We start from the raw sequence: 21,602 nt of genomic DNA, 5'->3' as shown, positions 1-21,602 counted from the left end.
CGGCAGTGCGTACGACGGCGCCGGACCTGAGAGGGCCCCTTGAGCCAGAGTCGACATGTCCCGGTGATGCTCCAGCGGTGCCTGGACATGCTGGCGCCCGCGCTGGAGCGGCCCGGAGCGGTGGTCGTCGACTGCACCCTCGGCCTCGGCGGCCACAGCGAGGCCCTCCTCACCCGCTTCCCCGACGCCCGCCTCGTCGCCCTCGACCGGGACAAGGAGGCGCTGCGCCTGTCCGGAGAGCGGCTCGCCCCCTACGGGGACCGCGCCACCCTCGTGCACGCGGTCTACGACGAACTCCCCGACGTCCTCGACCGGCTGGACCTGCCGAAGGTGCAGGGCGTGCTGTTCGACCTCGGCGTCTCCTCCATGCAACTGGACGAGGCCGACCGGGGGTTCGCCTACGCGCAGGACGCCCCGCTCGACATGCGCATGGACCAGACGACCGGCATCAGCGCCGCCGAGGTGCTCAACACCTACCCGCCGGGCGAACTCGTGCGCATCCTGCGGGCGTACGGCGAGGAGAAGCAGGCCAAGCGGATCGTGTCCGCGGTCGTGCGCGAACGCGACAAGGAGCCCTTCAGCAACAGCGCCCGGCTCGTCGAGCTCATCCGCGACGCGCTGCCGCAGGCCGCCAAGCGCACCGGCGGCAACCCCGCCAAGCGGACCTTCCAGGCCCTGCGCATCGAGGTCAACGGCGAACTGACCGTCCTGGAGCGGGCGATCCCCGCGGCCGTGAAGGCGCTCGCCGTCGACGGGCGCATCGCGGTGCTGTCGTACCACTCCCTGGAGGACCGGCTGGTGAAGCAGGTGTTCGCCGCCGGCGCCGCCTCCACCGCGCCGCCCGGCCTGCCGGTCGTCCCCGAGCGCTACCAGCCGCGGCTCAAGCTCCTCACCCGCGGTGCCGAACTTCCCACCGAGGAGGAGATCGCCGAGAACCGGCGGGCGGCTCCCGCCCGGCTGCGCGGGGCTCAGCGCATCCGCGAGGACGCCGAGTGAGGCGCGGGAAGGAAACCGTGTGAGGCACACGAAGGGGGAGCGCGAGTGAGCCGGAAACCCACACAGACCGGGAGGGTCCGTGCGTAGGAAACCCCAGCTCAGGGGACGCGCGGCCCGGCTCGCGCGGCTGCTGCCCACCGGCGCGGGCCAGGCCGCCCGTACCCCCTTCGTGCTGCTGGTCGTGCTGCTCCTCGGCGGCGGCCTCATCGGGCTCCTCGTGCTGAACTCCGCGCTGAGCGAAGGGTCGTTCAGGCTCGACGACCTCCAGAAGGAGACGAAGAGCCTCACGGACGAGGAGCAGGAGCTCCAGCGGGACGTGGACTCCTACTCGGCCCCCGACGCCCTCCAGCGCCGCGCCCGTGAACTGGGCATGGTCCCCGGCGGCGACCCGGCCTTCCTCGACCCCGACGGCACCGTCAAGGGCGTCCCGGGCGCGGCCGCCGAACGGTCCTCGCTCCGCGACCCGGTGGTCCTGCCGCCCGAGGCCATCGTCCCCGTGCCGCAGCCGCTGCCCAGCCCCACGCCGACCCCCTCGCCGGCCCCGGGCGATCCCTCCGCGCAGTTCTTCTTCACGGCGGCGCCCACCGCGCCGCCCACCACCCCCGCCCCGTCCGCAGAGCCCTTCACAACCCCCGGCAGGTGACGGAAGTGTCCGACAGGGAACCGCCGCGCCGCCGCGTGCCAGGACCGGCCCGGCCCGCCCGCCCCGACGGCCGGCGCCGTCCGGGACCCGGTGCCCGCCCCGCGCGCCGTCCCGCTCCCCGCCCCGGCGGCCCGCGCGTCATCCGGCTCGGCAGCCCGCGCCCCCGCCTGCGCATGGTGAGCCTGGCGCTGACCCTGGTCATGGTGGCGTTCGTCGTCCGGCTGCTCCAGGTGCAGGCCGTGGACGCGAGCGCGTACGCCGCGAAGGCCGAGCAGAACCGGTACGTCGGACGCACCCTGGCCGCCGAGCGCGGCGGGATCACGGACCGCAACGGCGTGGAACTCGCCACCAGCGTCGACGCCTACGACATCACCGCCGACCCGACCATGTTCACGCCCGAGACCACGAAGGCCACGGACGCGCCCGAGCAGGCGGCGGCGCTCCTCGCCCCGATCCTCGGCCAGGACATGGACACCGTCGCCGGGAAGCTGCGGGCGAAGAACACCCGCTACACGCTGCTGGCACACCGCCAGACGCCCCAGGTCTGGAAGCAGATCAAGGATCTGAAGACCACGCTCGCGGCGAAGTCGGAGACCGACGAGAGCACGGTCAACGTCCTCGCCGGCGTCCTCGCGGTCCCCGCCAGCAAGCGCGTGTACCCGAACGGCGAGCTCGCCGCCGGGATACTGGGCTGGGTCAACGCCGACGGCAAGGGCGGCGGCGGAGTCGAGCAGCAGCTGAACGAGGAACTCGCCGGCAAGGACGGCAAGATCCGCTACGCCCAGTCCGGCGGGCGCCAGGTACCCACCGCCGGCTCCACCGAGACGCCCGCCGTCGCCGGGTCCGACGTCGAGCTGACGATCGACCGCGACATCCAGTGGGCCGCGCAGAACGCCATCTCCGAGCAGGTGAAGAAGTCGGGGGCGGACCGCGGGTACGTGATGGTGCAGGACGCCCGGACCGGCGAGATCCTCGCCATGGCCAACTCGCCCGGCTTCGACCCGAACGACCTCTCGCAGGCCAGCTCGGCGGCGCTGGGCAACGCGGCCCTCCAGGACGCGTACGAGCCCGGCTCCACCGCCAAGGTCATGTCGATGGCCGCGGTGCTGGAGGAGAACGTCGCCACACCGGCGACGCACGTGGTGGTGCCGAACCGGCTGCACCGCGGCGACCGGCTCTTCCAGGACGACATCGACCACCCGACCTGGAACCTGACGCTGAACGGCGTCCTCGCCAAGTCCAGCAACATCGGCACCATCCTGGCCACCGGCCAGCTCGGCAAGACGCAGAAGCAGGCCAACCGGGTCCTCTACTCGTACCTGCGCAAGTTCGGCATCGGCCGCCCCACCGGACTCGGCTTCCCCGGCGAGACCAAGGGCATCCTCGCGCCCGCCGACAAGTGGTCCACCTCGCAGCAGTACACGATCCCTTTCGGCCAGGGCGTGTCGATCAACGCGATGCAGGCGGCCTCCGTCTACTCGACGATCGCCAACGGCGGCGTACGCGTCGAGCCGACCCTCGTGCGCGGCGCGAAGGGACCCGACGGGCGCTTCACACCGTCCCCGAAGCCCAAGAAGACCAGGGTCGTGAGCGAGAAGACCGCGAAGACCCTCGCCCAGATGCTGGAGTCCGTCGTGGACGACGAGGAGGGCACCGGCACCAAGGCGCGTATCCCCGGCTACCGGGTGGCGGGCAAGACGGGCACGGCCAACCGCGTGGATCCGGCCACCGGCAAGTACCACGGCTACACGTCGTCGTTCGCCGGATTCGCGCCCGCGGACAAGCCCCGGATCACCGTCTACTGCGCGATCCAGAACGCGACCAGGGGCAGCTACTTCGGCGGGCAGATCTGCGGACCCATCTACAAGCAGGTGATGGAGTTCGCGCTCAAGACCCTCCAGATCCCGCCCACCGGGACCCAGCCCGCCAGACTGCCGGTCGGCTTCGCCCCCTGAACCGCCGGCCCCACGCCCTGATCAGCACCGACCGGACATCCCGGCACCACCCGGAACACCGACCAGGAACCAGCTCGTGACAACGATCACTCCCGACCACGGGAACCACGGCCCGCCACGCCCCTCGCTTCGCTCCGGCGGGCCCACGCCCGGTACGCTCACCGCCGTGCCACACGCTGATCAGTCCCAAACCACCCAGAAGGGCGCTCCTGTGACATATCCGGGGCCGCCGCGACCGGTTCGGATCTCCGCCACACCCCTCGCGGAGCTCGCCGATCAGCTGGGCGCCCCCGTCCCGGCTTCGGACGCGGACATCACGGGCATCACGCACGACTCCCGTGCCGTGCGCCCCGGGGACCTGTACGCGGCGCTGCCCGGCGCCCGCCTGCACGGTGCCGACTTCGTGACGCAGGCGGCGGGCCTCGGCGCCGCCGCCGTGCTGACCGACCCCGAGGGCGCCGAGCGCGCCGCGGCCACCGGTCTGCCGGTGCTCGTCGTCGACGAGCCGCGCCGGCAGATGGGCGAGCTGGCCGCCACGATCTACGGCCACCCCGGACGCGACCTGCTCCAGATCGGCATCACCGGCACCTCGGGCAAGACCACCACGGCGTACCTCGTCGAGGGCGGTCTGAAGACGGTCCGCTCCACCGGCCTCATCGGCACGGTCGAGATGCGCATCGGCGACGAGCGCATCAAGTCCGAGCGCACCACCCCCGAAGCCACCGACCTGCAGGCCCTGTTCGCGGTCATGCGCGAACGCGGGGTCGAGGCGGTCGCCATGGAGGTCTCCAGCCACGCGCTGGTCCTCGGCCGGGTCGACGGCTGCGTCTTCGACGTCGCCGTCTTCAACAACCTCAGCCCGGAGCACATGGAGTTCCACTCCGGGATGGAGGACTACTTCCAGGCCAAGGCGCAGCTGTTCACACCGGAACGCAGCCGGCTGGGCGTGGTCAACCTCGACGACGAGTACGGGCGCCGGCTGGTCGGGCAGGCCACCGTCCCGGTCGTCACCTTCTCCGCGGAGGGACACCCGGACGCCGACTGGCGGGCCGAGGACGTCCAAGTCGGGCCCATGGACTCGACGTTCACCGTGGTCGGCCCGAAGGAGGAGCGGATCACGGCGAGGTCGCCGCTCGCCGGGACCTTCAACGTGGCCAACACCCTCGCCGCGATCGTCTCCCTCGCCGTCGCCGGGATCGACCCGCAGGGCGCCGCGGACGGCATCGCCGCGGTACCCGGCGTACCGGGCCGGCTGGAGCGCGTGGACGAGGGCCAGCCCTACCTGGCGGTCGTCGACTACGCCCACAAGACGGACGCCGTCGAATCGGTGCTGCGCGCCCTGCGCAAGGTCACCGAGGGCCGCCTGCACATCGTGCTCGGCTGCGGCGGCGACCGCGACACGACCAAGCGCAAGCCGATGGGCGCCGCGGCGGCCCGGCTGGCCGACACCGCCGTACTGACATCGGACAACCCCCGCTCGGAGGACCCGCTGGCGATCCTCGCCACGATGCTCGCCGGTGCCGCGGAGGTCCCGGCGCACCGGCGCGGCGACGTCGCGGTCTTCGAGGACCGGGCCGCCGCCATCGCCGCGGCCGTCGCCCTCGCACAGCCGGGCGACACCGTGCTGGTCGCGGGCAAGGGCCACGAGCAGGGCCAGGACATCGCCGGAGTGGTCCGTCCCTTCGACGACCGCCAGGTGCTTCGCGAAGCTATCCAGAAGACCCAGGGATGAACTTGTGATCGCCCTCTCTCTCGCCGAGATCGCAGCAGTCGTCGGCGGGCAGACGCACGACATACCGGATCCGGCGGTACAGGTCACCGGACCCGTCGTCAGGGACTCCCGTGAAGTGGAGCCCGGCAGCCTCTTCGTCGCCTTCGTCGGCGAACGCGCGGACGGCCACGACTACGCCCGCTCGGTCGTCGAGGCCGGCGCGGTCGCCGTACTGGCCTCGCGGCCGGTGGGGGTGCCCGCGATCGTCGTGGACGACGTGCAGTGGGCCCTCGGCGCCCTCGCCCGCCACGTCGTCGAACGGCTCGGCGCGACCCTCGTGGCCCTCACCGGCTCCGCGGGCAAGACCAGCACCAAGGACCTGATCGCCCAGGTGCTGCGGAGCAAGGCGCCGACCGTCTTCACGCCCGGCTCGCTCAACAACGAGATCGGGCTGCCGCTGACCGCGCTCAGCGCCACCGAGGAGACCAGGTTCCTCGTGCTGGAGATGGGCGCGCGCGGTATCGGGCACATCCGCTACCTCACCCAACTGACCCCGCCGAAGGTCGGGCTCGTCCTGAACGTCGGCTCCGCCCACATCGGCGAGTTCGGCGGCCGGGAGCAGATCGCCCAGGCCAAGGGCGAGTTGGTGGAGAGCCTGCCCGAGGACGGCGCCGCGATCCTCAACGCCGACGATCCCCTCGTACGCGCCATGGCGTCCCGGACGAAAGCGCGCGTGCTCCTCTTCGGAGAGTCCGACGAAGCGGACGTACGTGGCGAGAACGTCCGTCTCACGGAGACCGGACAGCCCAGCTTCAGCCTTCGCACACCCTCCGGGTGCAGCGATGTGACCATGCGCCTGTACGGTGAGCATCACGTGTCGAACGCGCTCGCCGCGGCCGCCGTCGCCCATGAGCTGGGCATGTCCGCAGACGAGATCGCCCGTGCGCTCTCCGAGGCGGGCTCCCTCTCCCGCTGGCGCATGGAGGTCACCGAGCGCCCGGACGGCGTGACGGTCGTCAACGACGCCTACAACGCGAACCCCGAGTCCATGCGAGCCGCTCTGCGCGCGCTCGTGGCGATGGGCAAGGGGCGGCGGACCTGGGCGGTGCTCGGTCAGATGGCCGAGCTCGGGGACGAGGCGCTCGCCGAGCACGACGCGGTCGGACGGCTCGCCGTCCGGCTCAACGTCAGCAAGCTCGTCGCGGTCGGGGGCAGGGAAGCGTCCTGGCTGCAACTGGGCGCATATAACGAGGGTTCGTGGGGTGAGGAGTCGGTGCACGTGTCCGACGCACAGGCGGCTGTCGACCTGTTGCGCAGCGAGCTGCGCCCAGGGGACGTCGTACTCGTGAAGGCGTCCCGGTCGGTCGGGCTGGAACGGGTGGCGCTGGCGCTGCTCGAGCCCGGTGCCGAGGGTGAGGTTTCCGCCCGATGATGAAGCAGATCCTGTTCGCGGGAGTCATTGGCCTGTTCCTGACCCTGGTCGGCACTCCGCTGCTGATCAAGCTCCTTGCCCGCAAGGGCTACGGCCAGTACATCCGTGACGACGGCCCGCGCGAGCACCACAGCAAGCGCGGTACGCCGACCATGGGCGGTATCGCCTTCATCCTGGCGACGATCATCGCGTACTTCCTGTCCAAGGTGATCACGGGCTACGCGCCCACCTTCTCCGGCCTGCTGGTCCTCGGCCTGATGGCCGGCATGGGCCTGGTGGGCTTCCTGGACGACTACATCAAGATCGTCAAGCGGCGGTCGCTCGGTCTGCGGGCCAAGGCCAAGATGGCCGGCCAGCTGATCGTCGGCGTCTCCTTCGCCGTGCTCTCCCTGCAGTTCGCGGACAACCGCAACAACACCCCCGCCTCCACGAAGCTATCCTTCGTGCAGGACTTCGGCTGGTCCATCGGCCCGGTGCTGTTCGTGGTCTGGGCGCTGTTCATGATCCTCGCGATGTCGAACGGCGTGAACCTGACGGACGGTCTGGACGGCCTCGCCACCGGCGCCTCCGTCATGGTCTTCGGCGCCTACACCTTCATCGGCGTCTGGCAGTTCCAGGAGTCCTGCGCCAACGCGCAGGCCCTCACCAACCCGGGCGCCTGCTACGAGGTGCGCGATCCGCTCGACCTGGCCGTGGTGGCCGCCGCCCTCATGGGCGCCTGCTTCGGCTTCCTGTGGTGGAACACCTCACCCGCCAAGATCTTCATGGGCGACACCGGCTCGCTGGCCCTCGGCGGCGCGCTTGCCGGCCTCGCGATCTGCTCCCGCACGGAGTTCCTGCTCGCGCTGCTCGGCGGCCTGTTCGTCCTGATCACCATGTCGGTGGTCATCCAGGTCGGCTCCTTCCGCCTCACCGGCAAGCGCGTCTTCCGCATGGCGCCACTGCAGCACCACTTCGAACTCAAGGGCTGGTCCGAGGTCCTGGTGGTGGTCCGCTTCTGGATCATCCAGGGCATGTGCGTGATCGTCGGTCTCGGCCTCTTCTACGCGGGATGGGCAGCCAAGAAGTGACCGACTGGCAGGGGAAGAACGTCACCGTCGCCGGGCTCGGCGTCTCCGGCATCCCGGCGGCCCGCGTGCTGCACGGCCTCGGCGCCGTCGTCACGGTCGTCAACGACGGCGACGACGAGCGTGCGCGGGCCCAGGCGGTGGAGCTGGAGGCGCTCGGGGTCACCGTGCGCCTCGGCGACGGGGCGACCCTGCCCGCGGGCACCGAACTCGTCGTCACCGCCCCCGGCTGGAAGCCCGACAAGCCGCTGTTCACCGCGGCCGCCGAGGCGGGCGTCCCGGTCTGGGGCGACGTCGAGCTGGCCTGGCGGCTGCGCGGGCCCGACGCGGCGCCCTGGCTCGCGGTCACCGGCACCAACGGCAAGACGACGACCGTCCAGATGCTCGCCGAGATCCTCAAGGCGGCCGGGCTGCGCACCGCGGCCGTCGGCAACATCGGCGTCTCGCTGCTGGACGCGGTCCTCGGCGACGAGCCGTACGACGTGCTCGCCGTCGAACTCTCCAGCTACCAGCTGCACTGGGCGCCCTCCGTGCGCGCCCACTCCGCGGTCGTCCTGAACCTCGCGCCCGACCACCTCGACTGGCACGGCTCCATGGAGGCGTACGCCGCCGACAAGGGCCGTGTGTACGAGGGGAATCGGGTCGCCTGTGTCTACAACGTGGCCGACAAGGCCACCGAGGACCTGGTGCGCGAGGCGGACGTCGAGGAGGGGTGCCGGGCGATCGGCTTCACGCTCGGCACACCCGGGCCCTCCCAACTCGGCGTCGTGGAAGGCATCCTGGTCGACCGCGCCTTCGTCGAGGACCGGCAGAAGAACGCGCAGGAGCTGGCGCAGGTCTCCGACGTCGACCCGCCCGCCCCGCACAACATCGCCAACGCCCTTGCGGCGGCGGCCCTGGCGCGTGCCTTCGGGGTGCCCCCGGCGGCCGTACGCGACGGACTGCGGGCCTTCCGTCCGGACGCCCACCGCATCGCGCACGTCGCCGACGTGGACGGAGTCGCGTACGTCGACGACTCCAAGGCGACCAACACCCATGCCACGGAAGCCTCTTTGGCGGCCTACGAGTCGATCGTGTGGATCGCCGGCGGGCTCGCCAAGGGCGCCACCTTCGACGAACTGGTCGCCAAGTCGGCGAACCGGCTGCGGGGCGCGGTGCTCATCGGCGCCGACCGGGCCCTGATCCGGGAAGCGCTGGCGCGACACGCGCCCGAAGTCCCGGTCGTCGACCTGGACCGGACGGACACTGGGGCGATGCTCGCGGCGGTCCAGGAGGCGAGGCGGCTCGCCGAGCCGGGGGACACGGTCCTGCTGGCTCCGGCCTGTGCCTCGATGGACATGTTCGCCAACTACAACAAGCGCGGTGACGCGTTCGCGGAGGCGGTTCGCGGACTCGGCGCCTGACCCGGCCGCCTGCCGGGCGACCTTTGGGAGGGACGGACGCGTGACACCGTTGTGGCCCGGAGACGCCGATGCCCAGTAGCCGAACCGGCCGACCCCCCGTGCAGCGGGCCGCCAGGCGTCCCGCCGCCCCGCGCTCCCCGGGTGAGAACCCCCTGCGGGGCTTCGTCGTGCGCGCCCGCCGCGCCTGGGACCGGCCGCTGACCGCGTACTACCTGATTTTCGGCAGCGCCCTGCTGATCACCGTGCTCGGCCTGGTGATGGTCTACTCGGCCTCCATGATCAAGGCGCTCCAGCTGTCGCTGCCGGGGTCGTACTTCTTCCGCAAGCAGTTCCTGGCCGCCGCGATCGGCACCGGACTGCTGCTGCTGGCCTCGCGGATGCCCGTGAAGCTGCACCGGGCGCTGGCCTACCCGATACTGGCCGGATCCGTCTTCCTGATGGTCCTGGTGCAGGTGCCGGGGATAGGGATGGCGGTCAACGGCAACCAGAACTGGATCTCCGTCGGCGGCCCCTTCCAGCTCCAGCCCAGCGAGTTCGGCAAGCTCGCGCTCGTGCTCTGGGGCGCCGACCTGCTCGCGCGCAAGGAGGACCGGCGGCTGCTGACCCAGTGGAAGCACATGCTGGTGCCGCTGGTCCCGGTCGCCTTCATGCTGCTCGGACTGATCATGCTCGGCGGCGACATGGGAACGGCGATCATCCTCACCGCCATCCTCTTCGGCCTGCTGTGGCTCGCGGGTGCCCCCACACGGCTCTTCGCTGGCGTCCTGGCCGTCGCCGCGACCATCGGCGTCATCCTCATCAAGACCAGCCCCAACCGCATGTCACGGCTCGCCTGCATCGGCGCGACCGATCCCGGTCCGAACGACCAGTGCTGGCAGGCCGTGCACGGCATCTACGCCCTCGCCTCCGGCGGGCTCTTCGGATCCGGGCTCGGCGCGAGTGTGGAGAAATGGGGTCAACTGCCGGAAGCGCACACCGACTTCATCTTCGCCATCACCGGGGAGGAACTGGGACTGTCAGGGACGCTGTCGGTGCTCGCCCTCTTCGCGGCTCTAGGCTATGCGGGTATCCGCGTGGCCGGACGTACGGAGGACCCCTTCGTCAGGTATGCCGCGGGTGGCGTGACCACCTGGATCACGGCCCAGGCCGTGATCAACATCGGTGCGGTGCTCGGCCTGCTGCCGATCGCCGGAGTCCCGCTCCCGCTGTTCTCCTACGGGGGTTCCGCCCTGCTGCCGACCATGTTCGCCATCGGGCTGCTGATCGCCTTCGCACGCGACGAGCCCGCTGCGCGGGCGGCGCTTGCCATGCGGCAACCCCGCTTTGGTAGAAAGCGTGCTGCGGTCAGAGGCTCCGCAGAGCCTCGGAGATGGAACACGATGCGACGGCGCGCCACGGCGCGTTCGTCCGGAGAGCGGTGAATTTCGGTGCATGTCGTACTCGCCGGTGGGGGGACCGCCGGCCACATCGAGCCCGCGCTCGCCCTCGCGGACGCCCTGCGCAGGCAGGACCCGACCGTGGGAATCACGGCCCTGGGCACGGAGCGCGGACTTGAGACCCGACTGGTGCCCGAGCGGGGCTACGATCTCGCGCTCATCCCCGCCGTGCCGCTGCCACGCAAGCCCACCCCCGAGCTGATCACCGTCCCCGGACGGCTGCGCGGCACGATCAAGGCCGCCGAGCAGATCCTGGAGCGCACCAAGGCGGACGCCGTGGTCGGGTTCGGCGGCTACGTCGCCCTGCCGGGCTACCTCGCCGCCAAGCGCCTCGGGGTGCCGATCGTCATCCACGAGGCCAACGCCCGCCCCGGCCTGGCCAACAAGATCGGCTCCCGGTACGCGGCCCAGGTGGCCGTCTCGACGCCGGACAGCAAGCTGCGCGGCGCCCGCTACATCGGCATCCCGCTGCGCCGCTCCATCGCCACCCTGGACCGGGCCGCCGTGCGCCCCGAGGCACGGGCCGCCTTCGGCCTGGACCCCGCCCTGCCGACGCTGCTGGTCTCCGGCGGCTCGCAGGGCGCCCGCCGCCTCAACGAGGTCGTCCAGCAGGTCGCTCCGTACCTCCAGCAGGCCGGCATCCAGATCCTGCACGCGGTCGGGCCGAAGAACGAACTGCCGCAGGTCCAGCAGATGCCGGGGATGCCCCCCTACATCCCGGTACCGTACGTGGACCGGATGGATCTCGCGTACGCGGCGGCCGACATGATGCTCTGCCGCGCGGGTGCGATGACCGTCGCCGAACTCTCCGCCGTCGGGCTCCCGGCCGCCTACGTCCCGCTGCCCATCGGCAACGGCGAACAGCGGCTCAACGCCCAGCCGGTGGTGAAGGCGGGCGGCGGACTGCTGGTCGACGACGCGGAACTGACGCCGGAGTGGATCCAGGCGAACGTGCTGCCCGTGCTGGCCGACCCGCACCGGCTGTTCGAGATGTCCCGTGCCGCCAGCGAGTTCGGCCGCCGGGACGCCGACGACCTGCTCGTCGGCATGGTGTACGAGGCGATTGCGTCGCGCCACCGCGCGTGACAGAAGGCAGGGGAGCGTGGCCGGACCGACGACCGCCGAACGCGGCGAACGGCAGAAGACCGAGTCCGGCCCGCCCCGGCCGTCCCGCGCCGGGCGGCTGCCCCGCCCTCGTACGCTCATCATCCTTTTGCTGGCCGTGGTGTTGACCGGGGCCGCCTCCGTCTGGGTCCTGTACGGCTCCCACTGGCTGCGCGTCGAGCAGGTGCCCGTTACCGGGACGCGGGTCCTCACGCCGCAGCAGGTGCGCGAGGCGGCCGACGTCCCGGTCGGCTCCCCGCTGGTCTCGGTCGACACCGACGCCATCGAGGCCCGGCTTCGCGAGGCGCTGCCCCGGATCGACTCGGTCGACGTGGTCCGCTCCTGGCCCCACGGAATCGGACTGAACGTGACCGAGCGCACTCCGGTGCTGATCGTCAAAAACCGTGAAAAGGGGGGCAAGTACGTCGAAGTCGACGCCAAGGGCGTGCGATTCGCCACGGTTTCGCGCCCCCCGAAGGGTGTACCCGCACTGGAGTTGACGGTCACTCACTCCGCCGGGCTGCGCCGCTTCGGCACCGACCGGCTGGTGCGCGAGGCGGTACGCGTCGCCGGGGACATCCCGGCCGCCGTCGCCCGCGACACCAGGACCGTCAAGGTCCGTTCGTACGACTCGATCTCGCTGGAGCTGAGCGGCGGGCGCACCGTCACGTGGGGGAGTGGCGAGAAGGGGCGCGCCAAGGCGCGTACGCTCACCGCTCTCATGAAAGCAGCTCCCGAGGCCCGGGACTTCGACGTGAGCGTGCCCACCGCCCCTGCGTCATCGGGGAGTTGACGCACATCCGCGCAGGCCAGCACCCTGGTTGGGCAGCGCTACGCCTGATCACATAGGGTGAAAAGAAAAACGGGAGGTTCGGCGTGTTCGTTGAACGTGCGCCACTTGTCGACTTAGTGTCCTGTTCGGAAGAGTCCAAGGAACAGACACACTGGTAACCCTAAACTTCAGCGTTAGGGTTCGGGTCGGCGTTCGGACCGTCCCATTCGGCATCAGTCGTCGGATCGCGAGACAGCGAGGCGGCGACACGTAACTCGAGGCGAGAGGCCTTCGACGTGGCAGCACCGCAGAACTACCTCGCAGTCATCAAAGTCATCGGTGTCGGCGGCGGTGGTGTCAATGCCATCAACCGGATGATCGAGGTCGGTCTCAAGGGCGTCGAGTTCATCGCCATCAACACCGACGCGCAAGCTCTGTTGATGAGCGACGCCGACGTCAAACTCGACGTGGGCCGTGAACTCACCCGCGGACTCGGCGCCGGAGCCAACCCGGCCGTCGGCCGCAAGGCGGCCGAGGATCACCGCGAGGAGATCGAGGAGGTCCTCAAGGGGGCCGACATGGTCTTCGTCACCGCCGGCGAGGGCGGTGGCACCGGCACCGGCGGCGCACCTGTCGTCGCCAACATCGCCCGCTCGCTCGGCGCCCTCACCATCGGCGTGGTCACCCGCCCCTTCACCTTCGAAGGGCGGCGCCGCGCCAACCAGGCCGAGGACGGCATCGCGGAACTCCGCGAAGAGGTCGACACCCTCATCGTCATCCCCAACGACCGGCTGCTCTCCATCTCGGACCGCCAGGTCTCCGTCCTGGACGCGTTCAAGTCCGCGGACCAGGTCCTGCTGTCGGGTGTTCAGGGCATCACCGACCTCATCACCACCCCCGGCCTGATCAACCTCGACTTCGCCGACGTCAAGTCCGTGATGTCCGAGGCGGGTTCGGCCCTCATGGGCATCGGCTCGGCCCGCGGCGACGACCGCGCGGTGGCGGCGGCGGAGATGGCGATCTCCTCGCCCCTCCTCGAAGCCTCCATCGACGGCGCACGCGGCGTGCTGCTCTCCATCTCCGGCGGCTCCGACCTCGGCCTGTTCGAGATCAACGAAGCCGCCCAGCTGGTCAGCGAGGCGGCCCACCCGGAGGCCAACATCATCTTCGGCGCGGTCATCGACGACGCGCTCGGCGACGAGGTGCGGGTCACCGTCATCGCCGCCGGCTTCGACGGCGGCCAGCCGCCGTCCAAGCGGGACACCGTCCTCGGGTCCTCCTCCGCCAAGCGCGAGGAGCCCACCCCGGTACGGGCCTCCGACAGCCGCCCCACCTTCGGCTCGCTCGGCAGCGTCACCCCGAAGGAGGCCCCGGAGCCCGCTCCGGAGCCGACGAACGAACTGCCCGTGTCCCCGCCGGTCCCGCCTTCCCGCTCCTACTCGGACAGCGCGGCCGAAGAGCTGGACGTGCCGGACTTCCTGAAGTGATAGGAACGCGCTCCGGAACGAGCACACAGAGCGGCGCGCACTTCGCCTTCACCGACCGGTGGGGCGGAGTGAGCGCCGTTCCGTACGAGGAGCTCAACCTCGGCGGAGCGGTCGGCGACGACCCCGGCGCCGTACGCACCAACCGCGAACTGGCCGCCAAATCCCTGGGACTCGACCCGGCTCGGGTCGTGTGGATGAACCAGGTGCACAAGGCGGACGTGGCCGTGGTCGAGGAACCGTGGGGGGAGCGGGCGGTGCCCGAGGTCGACGCGCTCGTCACGACCCGCCGCGGGCTCGCCCTCGCCGTGCTCACCGCCGACTGCACGCCGGTGCTGCTCGCCGACCCCGTCGCCGGGGTGGCGGCCGCAGCGCACGCCGGGCGGCCCGGCATGGTCGCCGGCGTCGTCCCCGCGGCGGTCGCGGCGATGGTGGAGCTCGGCGCCGAGCCGTCCCGGATCGTCGCCCGCACCGGACCCGCCGTCTGCGGGCGGTGCTACGAGGTGCCGGACGCCATGCGCGCCGAGGTCGCGGCCGTCGAGCCCGAGGCGTACGCCGAGACGAGCTGGGGCACTCCCGCGGTCGACGTGACCGCCGGTGTGCACGCGCAGCTGGAACGGCTCGGGGTGCGCGACCGGGAGCAGTCGCCGGTGTGCACGATCGAGTCGGACGACCACTTCTCCTACCGACGGGACCGCACGACCGGGCGGCTCGCGGGCTATGTCTGGCTGGACTGATGGGGCATGACGGACCGTAAGGCGCAACTCGCCGCGAATCTGGCGGAAGTGGAAGAACGCATTACCGCGGCGTGCACGGCCGCGGGGCGCAAGCGTGAAGAGGTGACCCTGATCGTGGTCACCAAGACCTATCCGGCGAGCGACGTGCGGATCCTGGCGGAACTCGGTGTCCGGCACGTCGCCGAGAACCGGGACCAGGACGCGGCGCCGAAGGCCGCGGCATGTTCGGATCTGCCCCTTTCCTGGCACTTCGTCGGCCAGTTGCAGACCAACAAGGTCCGCTCCGTGGTCGGTTACGCCGATGTCGTGCAGTCCGTCGATCGTCCCAAGCTCGTCACAGCTCTGTCGAAGGAGGCGGTCCGCGCGGAGCGCGAACTGGGCTGCCTCATCCAGGTCGCGCTCGACGCGGAGGAGAGCGGCCGGGGCGCGCGCGGGGGCGTGGGGCCCGGCGGGATCGAGGAGTTGGGGAACCTCGTGGCGGACGCTCCGGGGCTCCGGCTGGACGGGCTGATGACCGTCGCCCCGCTCACCGGCCCGTACGCGGGCCGCCAACCGGCGGCGTTCGGGCGGCTGATGGATTTGTCGACTGCCCTGCGCAGCGCCCATCCGGCTGCGAACATGGTCTCGGCAGGGATGAGTGCGGACCTCGAGCAGGCCGTGGCCGCCGGAGCGACACATGTACGCGTCGGCACTGCGGTACTCGGCGTCCGCCCCGGGCTCGGGTAACGTCGCCAAGAAGTCGGACCACAGCAGAAAATATGGTCATTACCGCCAAAGGCGGGCAAAACGACCTCGTGGATCGCAGGCACTTGGCAAGTCGTCAGCCGATCCACCACAGAGCGGAGGACTCAGAGCATGGCCGGCGCGATGCGCAAGATGGCGGTCTACCTCGGCCTCGTGGAGGACGATGGGTACGACGGCAGGGGATTCGACCCCGACGACGACTTCGAGCCCGAGCTCGACCCGGAGCCCGAGCGGGACCGCAGGCGGCACGAGCCGTCTCATCAGTCGCACCAGGCACATCAGCCCCAAAGGGACGAACCGGTGCGAGTGGTGCAGCCACCGGTGCAGCGCGACCCAGTACCGCATTCCGCTTCGCTTCCCGCGGAATCCGGGCGTCCGGCGCGAATCGCCCCCGTGGCATCCATCACACAAGAACGTCAGAGCATGGAGAAGAACGCACCGGTGATCATGCCCAAGGTCGTGTCCGAACGAGAGCCGTACCGGATCACCACGCTGCACCCGCGGACCTACAACGAGGCCCGTACCATCGGGGAACACTTCCGTGAGGGCACCCCGGTGATCATGAATCTGACTGAGATGGATGACACAGACGCGAAGCGACTTGTCGACTTTGCGGCCGGTTTGGTGTTTGGTCTTCACGGCAGCATCGAGCGGGTGACGCAGAAGGTGTTCCTGTTGTCGCCTGCTAACGTCGATGTCACGGCGGAGGACAAGGCCCGCATCGCAGAGGGCGGGTTCTTCAACCAGAGCTGAGACGCAGGACCGGACACGGCACGGAACAGGGGAGAGGGACGCACGGATCATGGGCGTGGTTTTGGAGATTCTCTACGTCGCGCTGATGTGCTTCCTCATCGTGCTGATCTTCCGGCTGGTCATGGACTACGTCTTCCAGTTCGCCCGCTCATGGCAACCCGGCAAGGCGATGGTGGTCGTTCTGGAGGCCACCTACACTGTCACCGATCCACCGCTCAAGCTGCTGAGGCGGTTCATCCCGCCACTGCGTCTCGGGGGCGTGGCACTTGACCTGTCCTTCTTCGTACTGATGATCATCGTCTACATCTTGATCACTCTCGTGGGAAATCTCGCGAGGTGACTGTGGACGATACGGTCTTGCCGACTGCCGATGACTACGTTGAGGTGAAGAGATGCCGTTGACCCCCGAGGACGTGCGGAACAAGCAGTTCACGACCGTCCGCCTCCGAGAAGGCTATGACGAGGACGAGGTCGATGCCTTCCTCGACGAGGTCGAAGCCGAACTGACGCGGTTGCTCCGCGAGAACGAGGACCTGCGCGCCAAGCTGGCGGCGGCCACGCGCGCGGCTGCGCAGAACCAGCAGCAGGGCATGCGCAAGCCGCCCGAGCCGCAGGATCAGCAGCACCAGCAGCATCAGCAGCAGGGTCCGCCGCAGGGCATGCGCGGTCCCGGTGCTCCCGTGCCCGCCGGCATATCGGGCCCGCCGCAGCAGCAGATGGGTGGCCCCATGGGTGGCCCGCCCCAGCTGCCGAGCGGTGCGCCGCAGCTGCCCGCCGGCCCCAGTGGCCAGGGCGGTCCGCAGGGTCCCGGCCCGATGGGCCAGGGTCCGATGGGCCAGGGTCCCGGTCAGATGCAGGGCCAGATGCAGCAGCACATGGGCGGCCCGATGGGCGGTCCCATGGGCGGTCACGGCCCGCAGATGCCGCAGCCCGGTCAGGGCCCCGGCGGCGACAGCGCCGCCCGTGTCCTCTCGCTCGCCCAGCAGACCGCCGACCAGGCGATCGCCGAGGCGCGCTCCGAGGCCAACAAGATCGTCGGCGAGGCCCGCAGCCGCGCCGAGGGTCTGGAGCGGGACGCCCGCGCCAAGGCCGACGCCCTGGAGCGGGACGCGCAGGAGAAGCACCGCGTCGCGATGGGCTCCCTGGAGTCCGCCCGCGCCACGCTGGAGCGCAAGGTCGAGGACCTGCGCGGCTTCGAGCGCGAGTACCGCACGCGTCTGAAGTCCTACCTGGAGTCGCAGCTGCGCCAGCTGGAGACCCAGGCCGACGACTCGCTCGCTCCGCCGCGTACGCCGGCCACCGCGTCGCTTCCGTCGTCCTCCGCGCCCTCCATGGCGCCGGCCGGTGCGAGCGCTCCGGGCTACGGCGGCAACCAGGGCATGGGCGGCAACCCGTCGCAGCCCGGGCCGTCCTACGGCGGTCAGCAGCAGATGTCGCCGGCGATGACGCAGCCGATGGCGCCGGTGCGGCCGCAGGGGCCGTCGCCGATGCAGCAGGCTCCCTCGCCGATGCGGGGCTTTCTGATCGACGAGGACGACAACTGACGGGCTTCGGTACGCCTTAGGCGTCGGCAGCGTCAGGGCGGGGCCCCCGGGTGATTCCGGGGGCCCCGCCCTTTTGTCTTGCCTTGCGGCTGCCTGTGGGACGGCGAAGGCCCGGGGCACCGTGGATGCGGTGGCCCCGGGCCTTCGCCGTTGCCCGGTGTGGGGGTGGGCGTGGGGGTTTCCTCGCCCCCTCCGCCCCTTCCCGTCCCGTCCCCGGGGGCTGCGCCCCCGGACCCCCCTGTCGCGCTCCGCGCTCGTCCTCAAAACGCCGGACGGGCTGATTTGGCCCCTCCCGCGTCCCGAGCTGATGGACTCCGGACGGGCTGAACGTGCTCCAGCCCGTCCCGGGCTGGTGGGCCCCGGACGGGCTGGAACTGCCGCTGTCGCCTCAGTTCGCCTTGCGGAGGTGGAAGGTCAGGGTCAGAGGGGCGTCCGTGAAGGCGGGGCCGTAGGTGTCGTCGGGCTCGCCCTGGTTGAAGTCCGTGGCGAGGACCTCGTCGGCGATGAGGCCGGAGTGCTCGGACAGGGCCGCGATCACGGCCGGGTCCGTCGCCGTCCAGCGCAGGGCGATGCGGTCGGCCACGTCGAGGCCGCTGTTCTTGCGGGCCTCCTGGATCAGGCGGATCGCGTCACGGGCCAGGCCCGCCCGGCGCAGCTCCTCGGTGATCTCCAGGTCGAGGGCGACCGTCGCGCCCGAGTCGGAGGCGACCGACCAGCCCTCGCGGGGGGTCTCCGTGATGATCACCTCGTCCGGGGCGAGGGTGACCGTCTCGCCGTCGACCTCGACGGAGGCCGTGCCCTCGCGCAGGGCGAGGGACAGGGCGGCCGCGTCGGCGTTCGCGACGGCCTTGGCGACCGCCTGGACGCCCTTGCCGAAACGCTTGCCGAGGGCGCGGAAGTTCGCCTTGGCCGTGGTGTCGACCAGGGAGCCGCCGACCTCGGAGAGCGTGGCGAGGGAGGTGACGTTCAGCTCGTCCGTGATCTGGGTGTGCAGCTCCGGGTCGAGGGACTCGAAGCCGGTCGCGGCGATCAGCGCGCGGGACAGCGGCTGGCGCGTCTTGACGCCCGACTCCGCGCGCGTGGCACGGCCCAGCTCCACCAGGCGGCGGACCAGGACCATCTGCCGGGACAGCTCCGGGTCGACGGCGGACAGGTCCGCCTCCGGCCAGGACGACAGGTGCACCGACTCCGGGGCGCCCGGGGTGACCGGGACGACCAGGTCCTGCCAGACCCGCTCGGTGATGAACGGGGTCAGCGGGGCCATCAGGCGCGTGACGGTCTCGACGACCTCGTGCAGGGTCCGCAGGGCCGCCTTGTCGCCCTGCCAGAAGCGGCGGCGCGAGCGGCGCACGTACCAGTTGGACAGGTCGTCGACGAACGCCGACAGCAGCTTTCCGGCGCGCTGGGTGTCGTACGACTCCAGGGCCTGGGTCATCTGGTCGGTGAGCGCGTGCAGTTCGGACAGCAGCCAGCGGTCCAGGACCGGGCGGTCGGCCGGTGCCGGGTCGGCCTCGCTCGGGGCCCAGCCCGAGGTGCGGGCGTACAGGGCCTGGAAGGCCACCGTGTTCCAGTAGGTGAGGAGCGTCTTGCGGACGACCTCCTGGATCGTGCCGTGGCCCACCCGGCGGGCGGCCCAGGGCGAGCCGCCCGCGGCCATGAACCAGCGGACCGCGTCGGCGCCGTGCTGGTCCATCAGCGGGATCGGCTGAAGGATGTTGCCCAGGTGCTTGGACATCTTGCGGCCGTCCTCGGCGAGGATGTGGCCGAGGCAGACGACGTTCTCGTAGCTGGACTTGTCGAAGACGAGTGTGCCGACCGCCATCAGCGTGTAGAACCAGCCGCGCGTCTGGTCGATGGCCTCGCTGATGAACTGCGCCGGGTAGCGGCTCTCGAACAGTTCCTTGTTCTTGTACGGGTAGCCCCACTGCGCGAACGGCATGGAACCCGAGTCGTACCAGGCGTCGATGACCTCCGGGACGCGGGTCGCGGTGCGCCCGCAGCCGTCCTCGGGGCACGCGAACGTGACCGCGTCGATGTACGGGCGGTGCGGGTCCAGGCCCGACTGGTCGGTGCCCGTCAGCTCGGTCAGCTCGGCGCGGGAGCCCACGCAGGTGAGGTGGCCCTCCTCGCACGTCCACAGCGGCAGCGGGGTGCCCCAGTAGCGGCTGCGGGACAGCGCCCAGTCGATGTTGTTGTTCAGCCAGTCGCCGAAGCGGCCGTGCTTGACCGAGTCGGGGAACCAGTTGGTCTTCTCGTTCTCCTGGAGGAGACGGTCCTTGATGGCCGTGGTGCGGATGTACCAGGACGGCTGCGCGTAGTACAGCAGGGCCGTGTGGCAGCGCCAGCAGTGCGGGTAGCTGTGCTCGTACGGGACGTGCTTGAAGAGCAGACCGCGGCCGAGGAGGTCCTCGGTGAGCTTCTCGTCGGCCTTCTTGAAGAAGATCCCGCCCACGAGCGGCACTTCCTCCTCGAAGGTGCCGTCCCGGCGGATCGGGTTGACGACGGGGAGCCCGTACGCCCGGCAGACCTTGAGGTCGTCCTCACCGAAGGCGGGGGACTGGTGGACCAGACCCGTACCGTCCTCGGTCGTCACGTACTCGGCGTTGACCACGTAGTGGGCCGGCTCCGGGAACTCGACGAGCTCGAACGGACGTTGATAGGTCCAGCGCTCCATCTCGGCGCCGGTGAAGGTCTGTCCCGTGGTCTCCCAGCCCTCACCGAGCGCCTTCTCGACGAGCGGCTCGGCGACGACGAGCTTCTCCTCGCCGTTCGTCGCGACGACGTACGTGACGCCGGGGTGCGCGGCGACCGCCGTGTTGGAGACCAGCGTCCAGGGGGTCGTCGTCCACACCAGGAGCGCGGCCTCGCCGGCGAGCGGACCGGAGGTGAGCGGGAAACGGACGTACACGGACGGGTCGACGATCGTCTCGTAGCCCTGCGCCAGCTCGTGGTCCGACAGACCCGTCTCGTCGCGCGGGCACCACGGGGCGACGCGGTAGTCCTGGACCAGCAGGCCCTTGTTGAAGATCTCCTTCAGCGACCACCAGACGGACTCCACGTACTCGGGGTCCATCGTGCGGTAGGCGTCGTCGAGGTCGACCCAGTAGCCCATGCGGTTCGTGAGCTCGGTGAAGGCGTCCGTGTGGCGGGTCACCGACTCGCGGCACTTGGCGTTGAACTCGGCGATGCCGTACGCCTCGATGTCCTTCTTGCCGTCGAAGCCGAGTTCCTTCTCCACCGCGATCTCGACGGGGAGGCCGTGGCAGTCCCAGCCGGCCTTGCGGGCCACGTGGTAGCCGCGCATGGTGCGGAAGCGGGGGAACACGTCCTTGAAGACGCGCGCCTCGATGTGGTGGGCGCCCGGCATGCCGTTGGCGGTGGGCGGGCCCTCGTAGAACACCCACTCGGGGCGGCCCTCGGACTGCTCCAGGCTCTTGGCGAAGATCTTCTGCTCGCGCCAGAAGTCGAGCACGGCGTGCTCGAGGGCGGGCAGGTCGACCTGGGCGGGCACCTGGCGGTACGTCGGCGCTGTCATCGGCGAGCTTCCTCCAACGGACTTTCTGCCTTCCGTCGGAGGGACGAGAGCTCTGCTGCCGTAGCAACCCACGCCGTGTGCGGCGCGCTCCCGCGGTACCACCCTCCTTGGCCCTCCGGCGCGCGGTGTGCACCGGTGAGCCCCCTCATTGGGGTCGCGATGCCGGGTCTACTGGCCCCACGCGGGGTGTTCTTCCGGCGGCTCCGGGGTGATCTTCACGTCGCGCTGGCCCCCGGGCTTCCACCGCCCCCGGGTCGCTCCTGGCCGCCTACGCCGCTACTCGTCC

General features: G+C 70.8%; 17 protein-coding genes. 16 read left to right on the top strand and 1 reads right to left on the bottom strand.

What is annotated here, in order from left to right; genetic code table 11:
* Window positions 1-39: 39 nt before the first annotated feature.
* The 16 genes from rsmH to ACZ4VA_RS18555 all read left to right on the top strand — a co-directional run bounded on the left by rsmH (window position 40) and on the right by ACZ4VA_RS18555 (window position 17,781).
* On the top strand, window positions 40-996 hold the full coding sequence (rsmH, locus tag ACZ4VA_RS18630) for a 16S rRNA (cytosine(1402)-N(4))-methyltransferase RsmH (protein ID WP_355789367.1): 957 nt from the start codon (window positions 40-42) through the stop codon (window positions 994-996).
* Between the two features lie 79 nt (window positions 997-1,075).
* Entirely contained in the window at window positions 1,076-1,639 is a 564-nt protein-coding gene (ftsL, locus tag ACZ4VA_RS18625) for a cell division protein FtsL (RefSeq protein WP_356170197.1), read from the top strand.
* Window positions 1,640-1,644: 5 nt separating this feature from the next.
* Complete coding sequence (locus ACZ4VA_RS18620; RefSeq protein WP_388907262.1) at window positions 1,645-3,594, top strand: peptidoglycan D,D-transpeptidase FtsI family protein; 1,950 nt, start codon at window positions 1,645-1,647, stop codon at window positions 3,592-3,594.
* A 211-nt stretch (window positions 3,595-3,805) separates the two neighbouring features.
* Complete coding sequence (locus ACZ4VA_RS18615) at window positions 3,806-5,326, top strand: UDP-N-acetylmuramoyl-L-alanyl-D-glutamate--2,6-diaminopimelate ligase (RefSeq protein ID WP_356238873.1); 1,521 nt, start codon at window positions 3,806-3,808, stop codon at window positions 5,324-5,326.
* A 4-nt stretch (window positions 5,327-5,330) separates the two neighbouring features.
* Window positions 5,331-6,737: a UDP-N-acetylmuramoyl-tripeptide--D-alanyl-D-alanine ligase gene (locus ACZ4VA_RS18610; protein ID WP_355786076.1), complete on the top strand. Its 1,407-nt coding sequence runs from the start codon at window positions 5,331-5,333 to the stop codon at window positions 6,735-6,737.
* Window positions 6,734-7,807, top strand: coding sequence for a phospho-N-acetylmuramoyl-pentapeptide-transferase (mraY, locus tag ACZ4VA_RS18605; protein ID WP_355786072.1), 1,074 nt, complete (start codon window positions 6,734-6,736; stop codon window positions 7,805-7,807). The genes ACZ4VA_RS18610 and mraY overlap by 4 nt, the downstream gene beginning before the upstream one ends.
* Window positions 7,789-9,207, top strand: a complete 1,419-nt coding sequence (gene murD / locus ACZ4VA_RS18600; protein WP_468082057.1) for a UDP-N-acetylmuramoyl-L-alanine--D-glutamate ligase — start codon at window positions 7,789-7,791, stop codon at window positions 9,205-9,207. The genes mraY and murD overlap by 19 nt, the downstream gene beginning before the upstream one ends.
* A 68-nt stretch (window positions 9,208-9,275) precedes the next feature.
* A complete protein-coding gene (gene ftsW, locus ACZ4VA_RS18595; RefSeq protein ID WP_355786066.1) occupies window positions 9,276-10,628 on the top strand; it encodes a putative lipid II flippase FtsW in 1,353 nt (450 codons plus the stop codon).
* Between the two features lie 6 nt (window positions 10,629-10,634).
* Window positions 10,635-11,729: an undecaprenyldiphospho-muramoylpentapeptide beta-N-acetylglucosaminyltransferase gene (gene murG, locus ACZ4VA_RS18590; RefSeq protein ID WP_356170210.1), complete on the top strand. Its 1,095-nt coding sequence runs from the start codon at window positions 10,635-10,637 to the stop codon at window positions 11,727-11,729.
* Between the two features lie 16 nt (window positions 11,730-11,745).
* Complete coding sequence (locus ACZ4VA_RS18585; protein ID WP_355793870.1) at window positions 11,746-12,540, top strand: cell division protein FtsQ/DivIB; 795 nt, start codon at window positions 11,746-11,748, stop codon at window positions 12,538-12,540.
* 275 nt (window positions 12,541-12,815) lie between these two features.
* A complete protein-coding gene (ftsZ, locus tag ACZ4VA_RS18580; RefSeq protein ID WP_355793871.1) occupies window positions 12,816-14,006 on the top strand; it encodes a cell division protein FtsZ in 1,191 nt (396 codons plus the stop codon).
* On the top strand, window positions 14,003-14,740 hold the full coding sequence (gene pgeF, locus ACZ4VA_RS18575) for a peptidoglycan editing factor PgeF (protein ID WP_468082053.1): 738 nt from the start codon (window positions 14,003-14,005) through the stop codon (window positions 14,738-14,740). The genes ftsZ and pgeF overlap by 4 nt, the downstream gene beginning before the upstream one ends.
* A 6-nt stretch (window positions 14,741-14,746) precedes the next feature.
* Window positions 14,747-15,466 carry a YggS family pyridoxal phosphate-dependent enzyme gene (locus ACZ4VA_RS18570; RefSeq protein ID WP_356170217.1) on the top strand — a complete coding sequence of 240 codons (720 nt, stop codon included), beginning with the start codon at window positions 14,747-14,749 and terminating at the stop codon, window positions 15,464-15,466.
* A gap of 129 nt (window positions 15,467-15,595) precedes the next feature.
* Window positions 15,596-16,237 (top strand): cell division protein SepF, encoded by a 642-nt coding sequence (locus ACZ4VA_RS18565; protein WP_467726224.1) that lies wholly within the window; start codon window positions 15,596-15,598, stop codon window positions 16,235-16,237.
* Window positions 16,238-16,286: 49 nt separating this feature from the next.
* A complete protein-coding gene (locus tag ACZ4VA_RS18560) occupies window positions 16,287-16,577 on the top strand; it encodes a YggT family protein (protein WP_121403530.1) in 291 nt (96 codons plus the stop codon).
* A gap of 52 nt (window positions 16,578-16,629) precedes the next feature.
* The gene (locus ACZ4VA_RS18555; protein WP_355791822.1) at window positions 16,630-17,781 is read left to right on the top strand and encodes a DivIVA domain-containing protein; all 1,152 of its coding nucleotides are present in this window, start codon (window positions 16,630-16,632) and stop codon (window positions 17,779-17,781) included.
* 388 nt (window positions 17,782-18,169) lie between these two features.
* On the opposite strand, the gene ileS is transcribed toward ACZ4VA_RS18555, so the two are convergent.
* On the bottom strand, window positions 18,170-21,316 hold the full coding sequence (gene ileS, locus ACZ4VA_RS18550) for an isoleucine--tRNA ligase (protein WP_468082049.1): 3,147 nt from the start codon (window positions 21,314-21,316) through the stop codon (window positions 18,170-18,172).
* Window positions 21,317-21,602 lie beyond the last annotated feature (286 nt).

Source organism: Streptomyces sp. NPDC028308 (assembly GCF_055565855.1).
The sequence above is the reverse complement of the archived record's forward strand: the minus strand, read 5'-3'. Positions and strand labels throughout refer to the sequence as shown.

Bases quoted from the DNA above. Each gene is read 5' to 3' on its own strand.
- mraY (WP_355786072.1), top strand. From the start codon at position 6,734: ATGATGAAGCAGATCCTGTTCGCGGGAGTCATTGGCCTGTTCCTGACC.
- ACZ4VA_RS18565 (WP_467726224.1), top strand. From the start codon at position 15,596: ATGGCCGGCGCGATGCGCAAGATGGCGGTCTACCTCGGCCTCGTGGAG.
- murD (WP_468082057.1), top strand. From the start codon at position 7,789: ATGGGCAGCCAAGAAGTGACCGACTGGCAGGGGAAGAACGTCACCGTC.
- ftsW (WP_355786066.1), top strand. From the start codon at position 9,276: ATGCCCAGTAGCCGAACCGGCCGACCCCCCGTGCAGCGGGCCGCCAGG.
- ACZ4VA_RS18560 (WP_121403530.1), top strand. From the start codon at position 16,287: ATGGGCGTGGTTTTGGAGATTCTCTACGTCGCGCTGATGTGCTTCCTC.
- ACZ4VA_RS18570 (WP_356170217.1), top strand. From the start codon at position 14,747: ATGACGGACCGTAAGGCGCAACTCGCCGCGAATCTGGCGGAAGTGGAA.
- ileS (WP_468082049.1), bottom strand. From the start codon at position 21,316: ATGACAGCGCCGACGTACCGCCAGGTGCCCGCCCAGGTCGACCTGCCC.
- ACZ4VA_RS18555 (WP_355791822.1), top strand. From the start codon at position 16,630: ATGCCGTTGACCCCCGAGGACGTGCGGAACAAGCAGTTCACGACCGTC.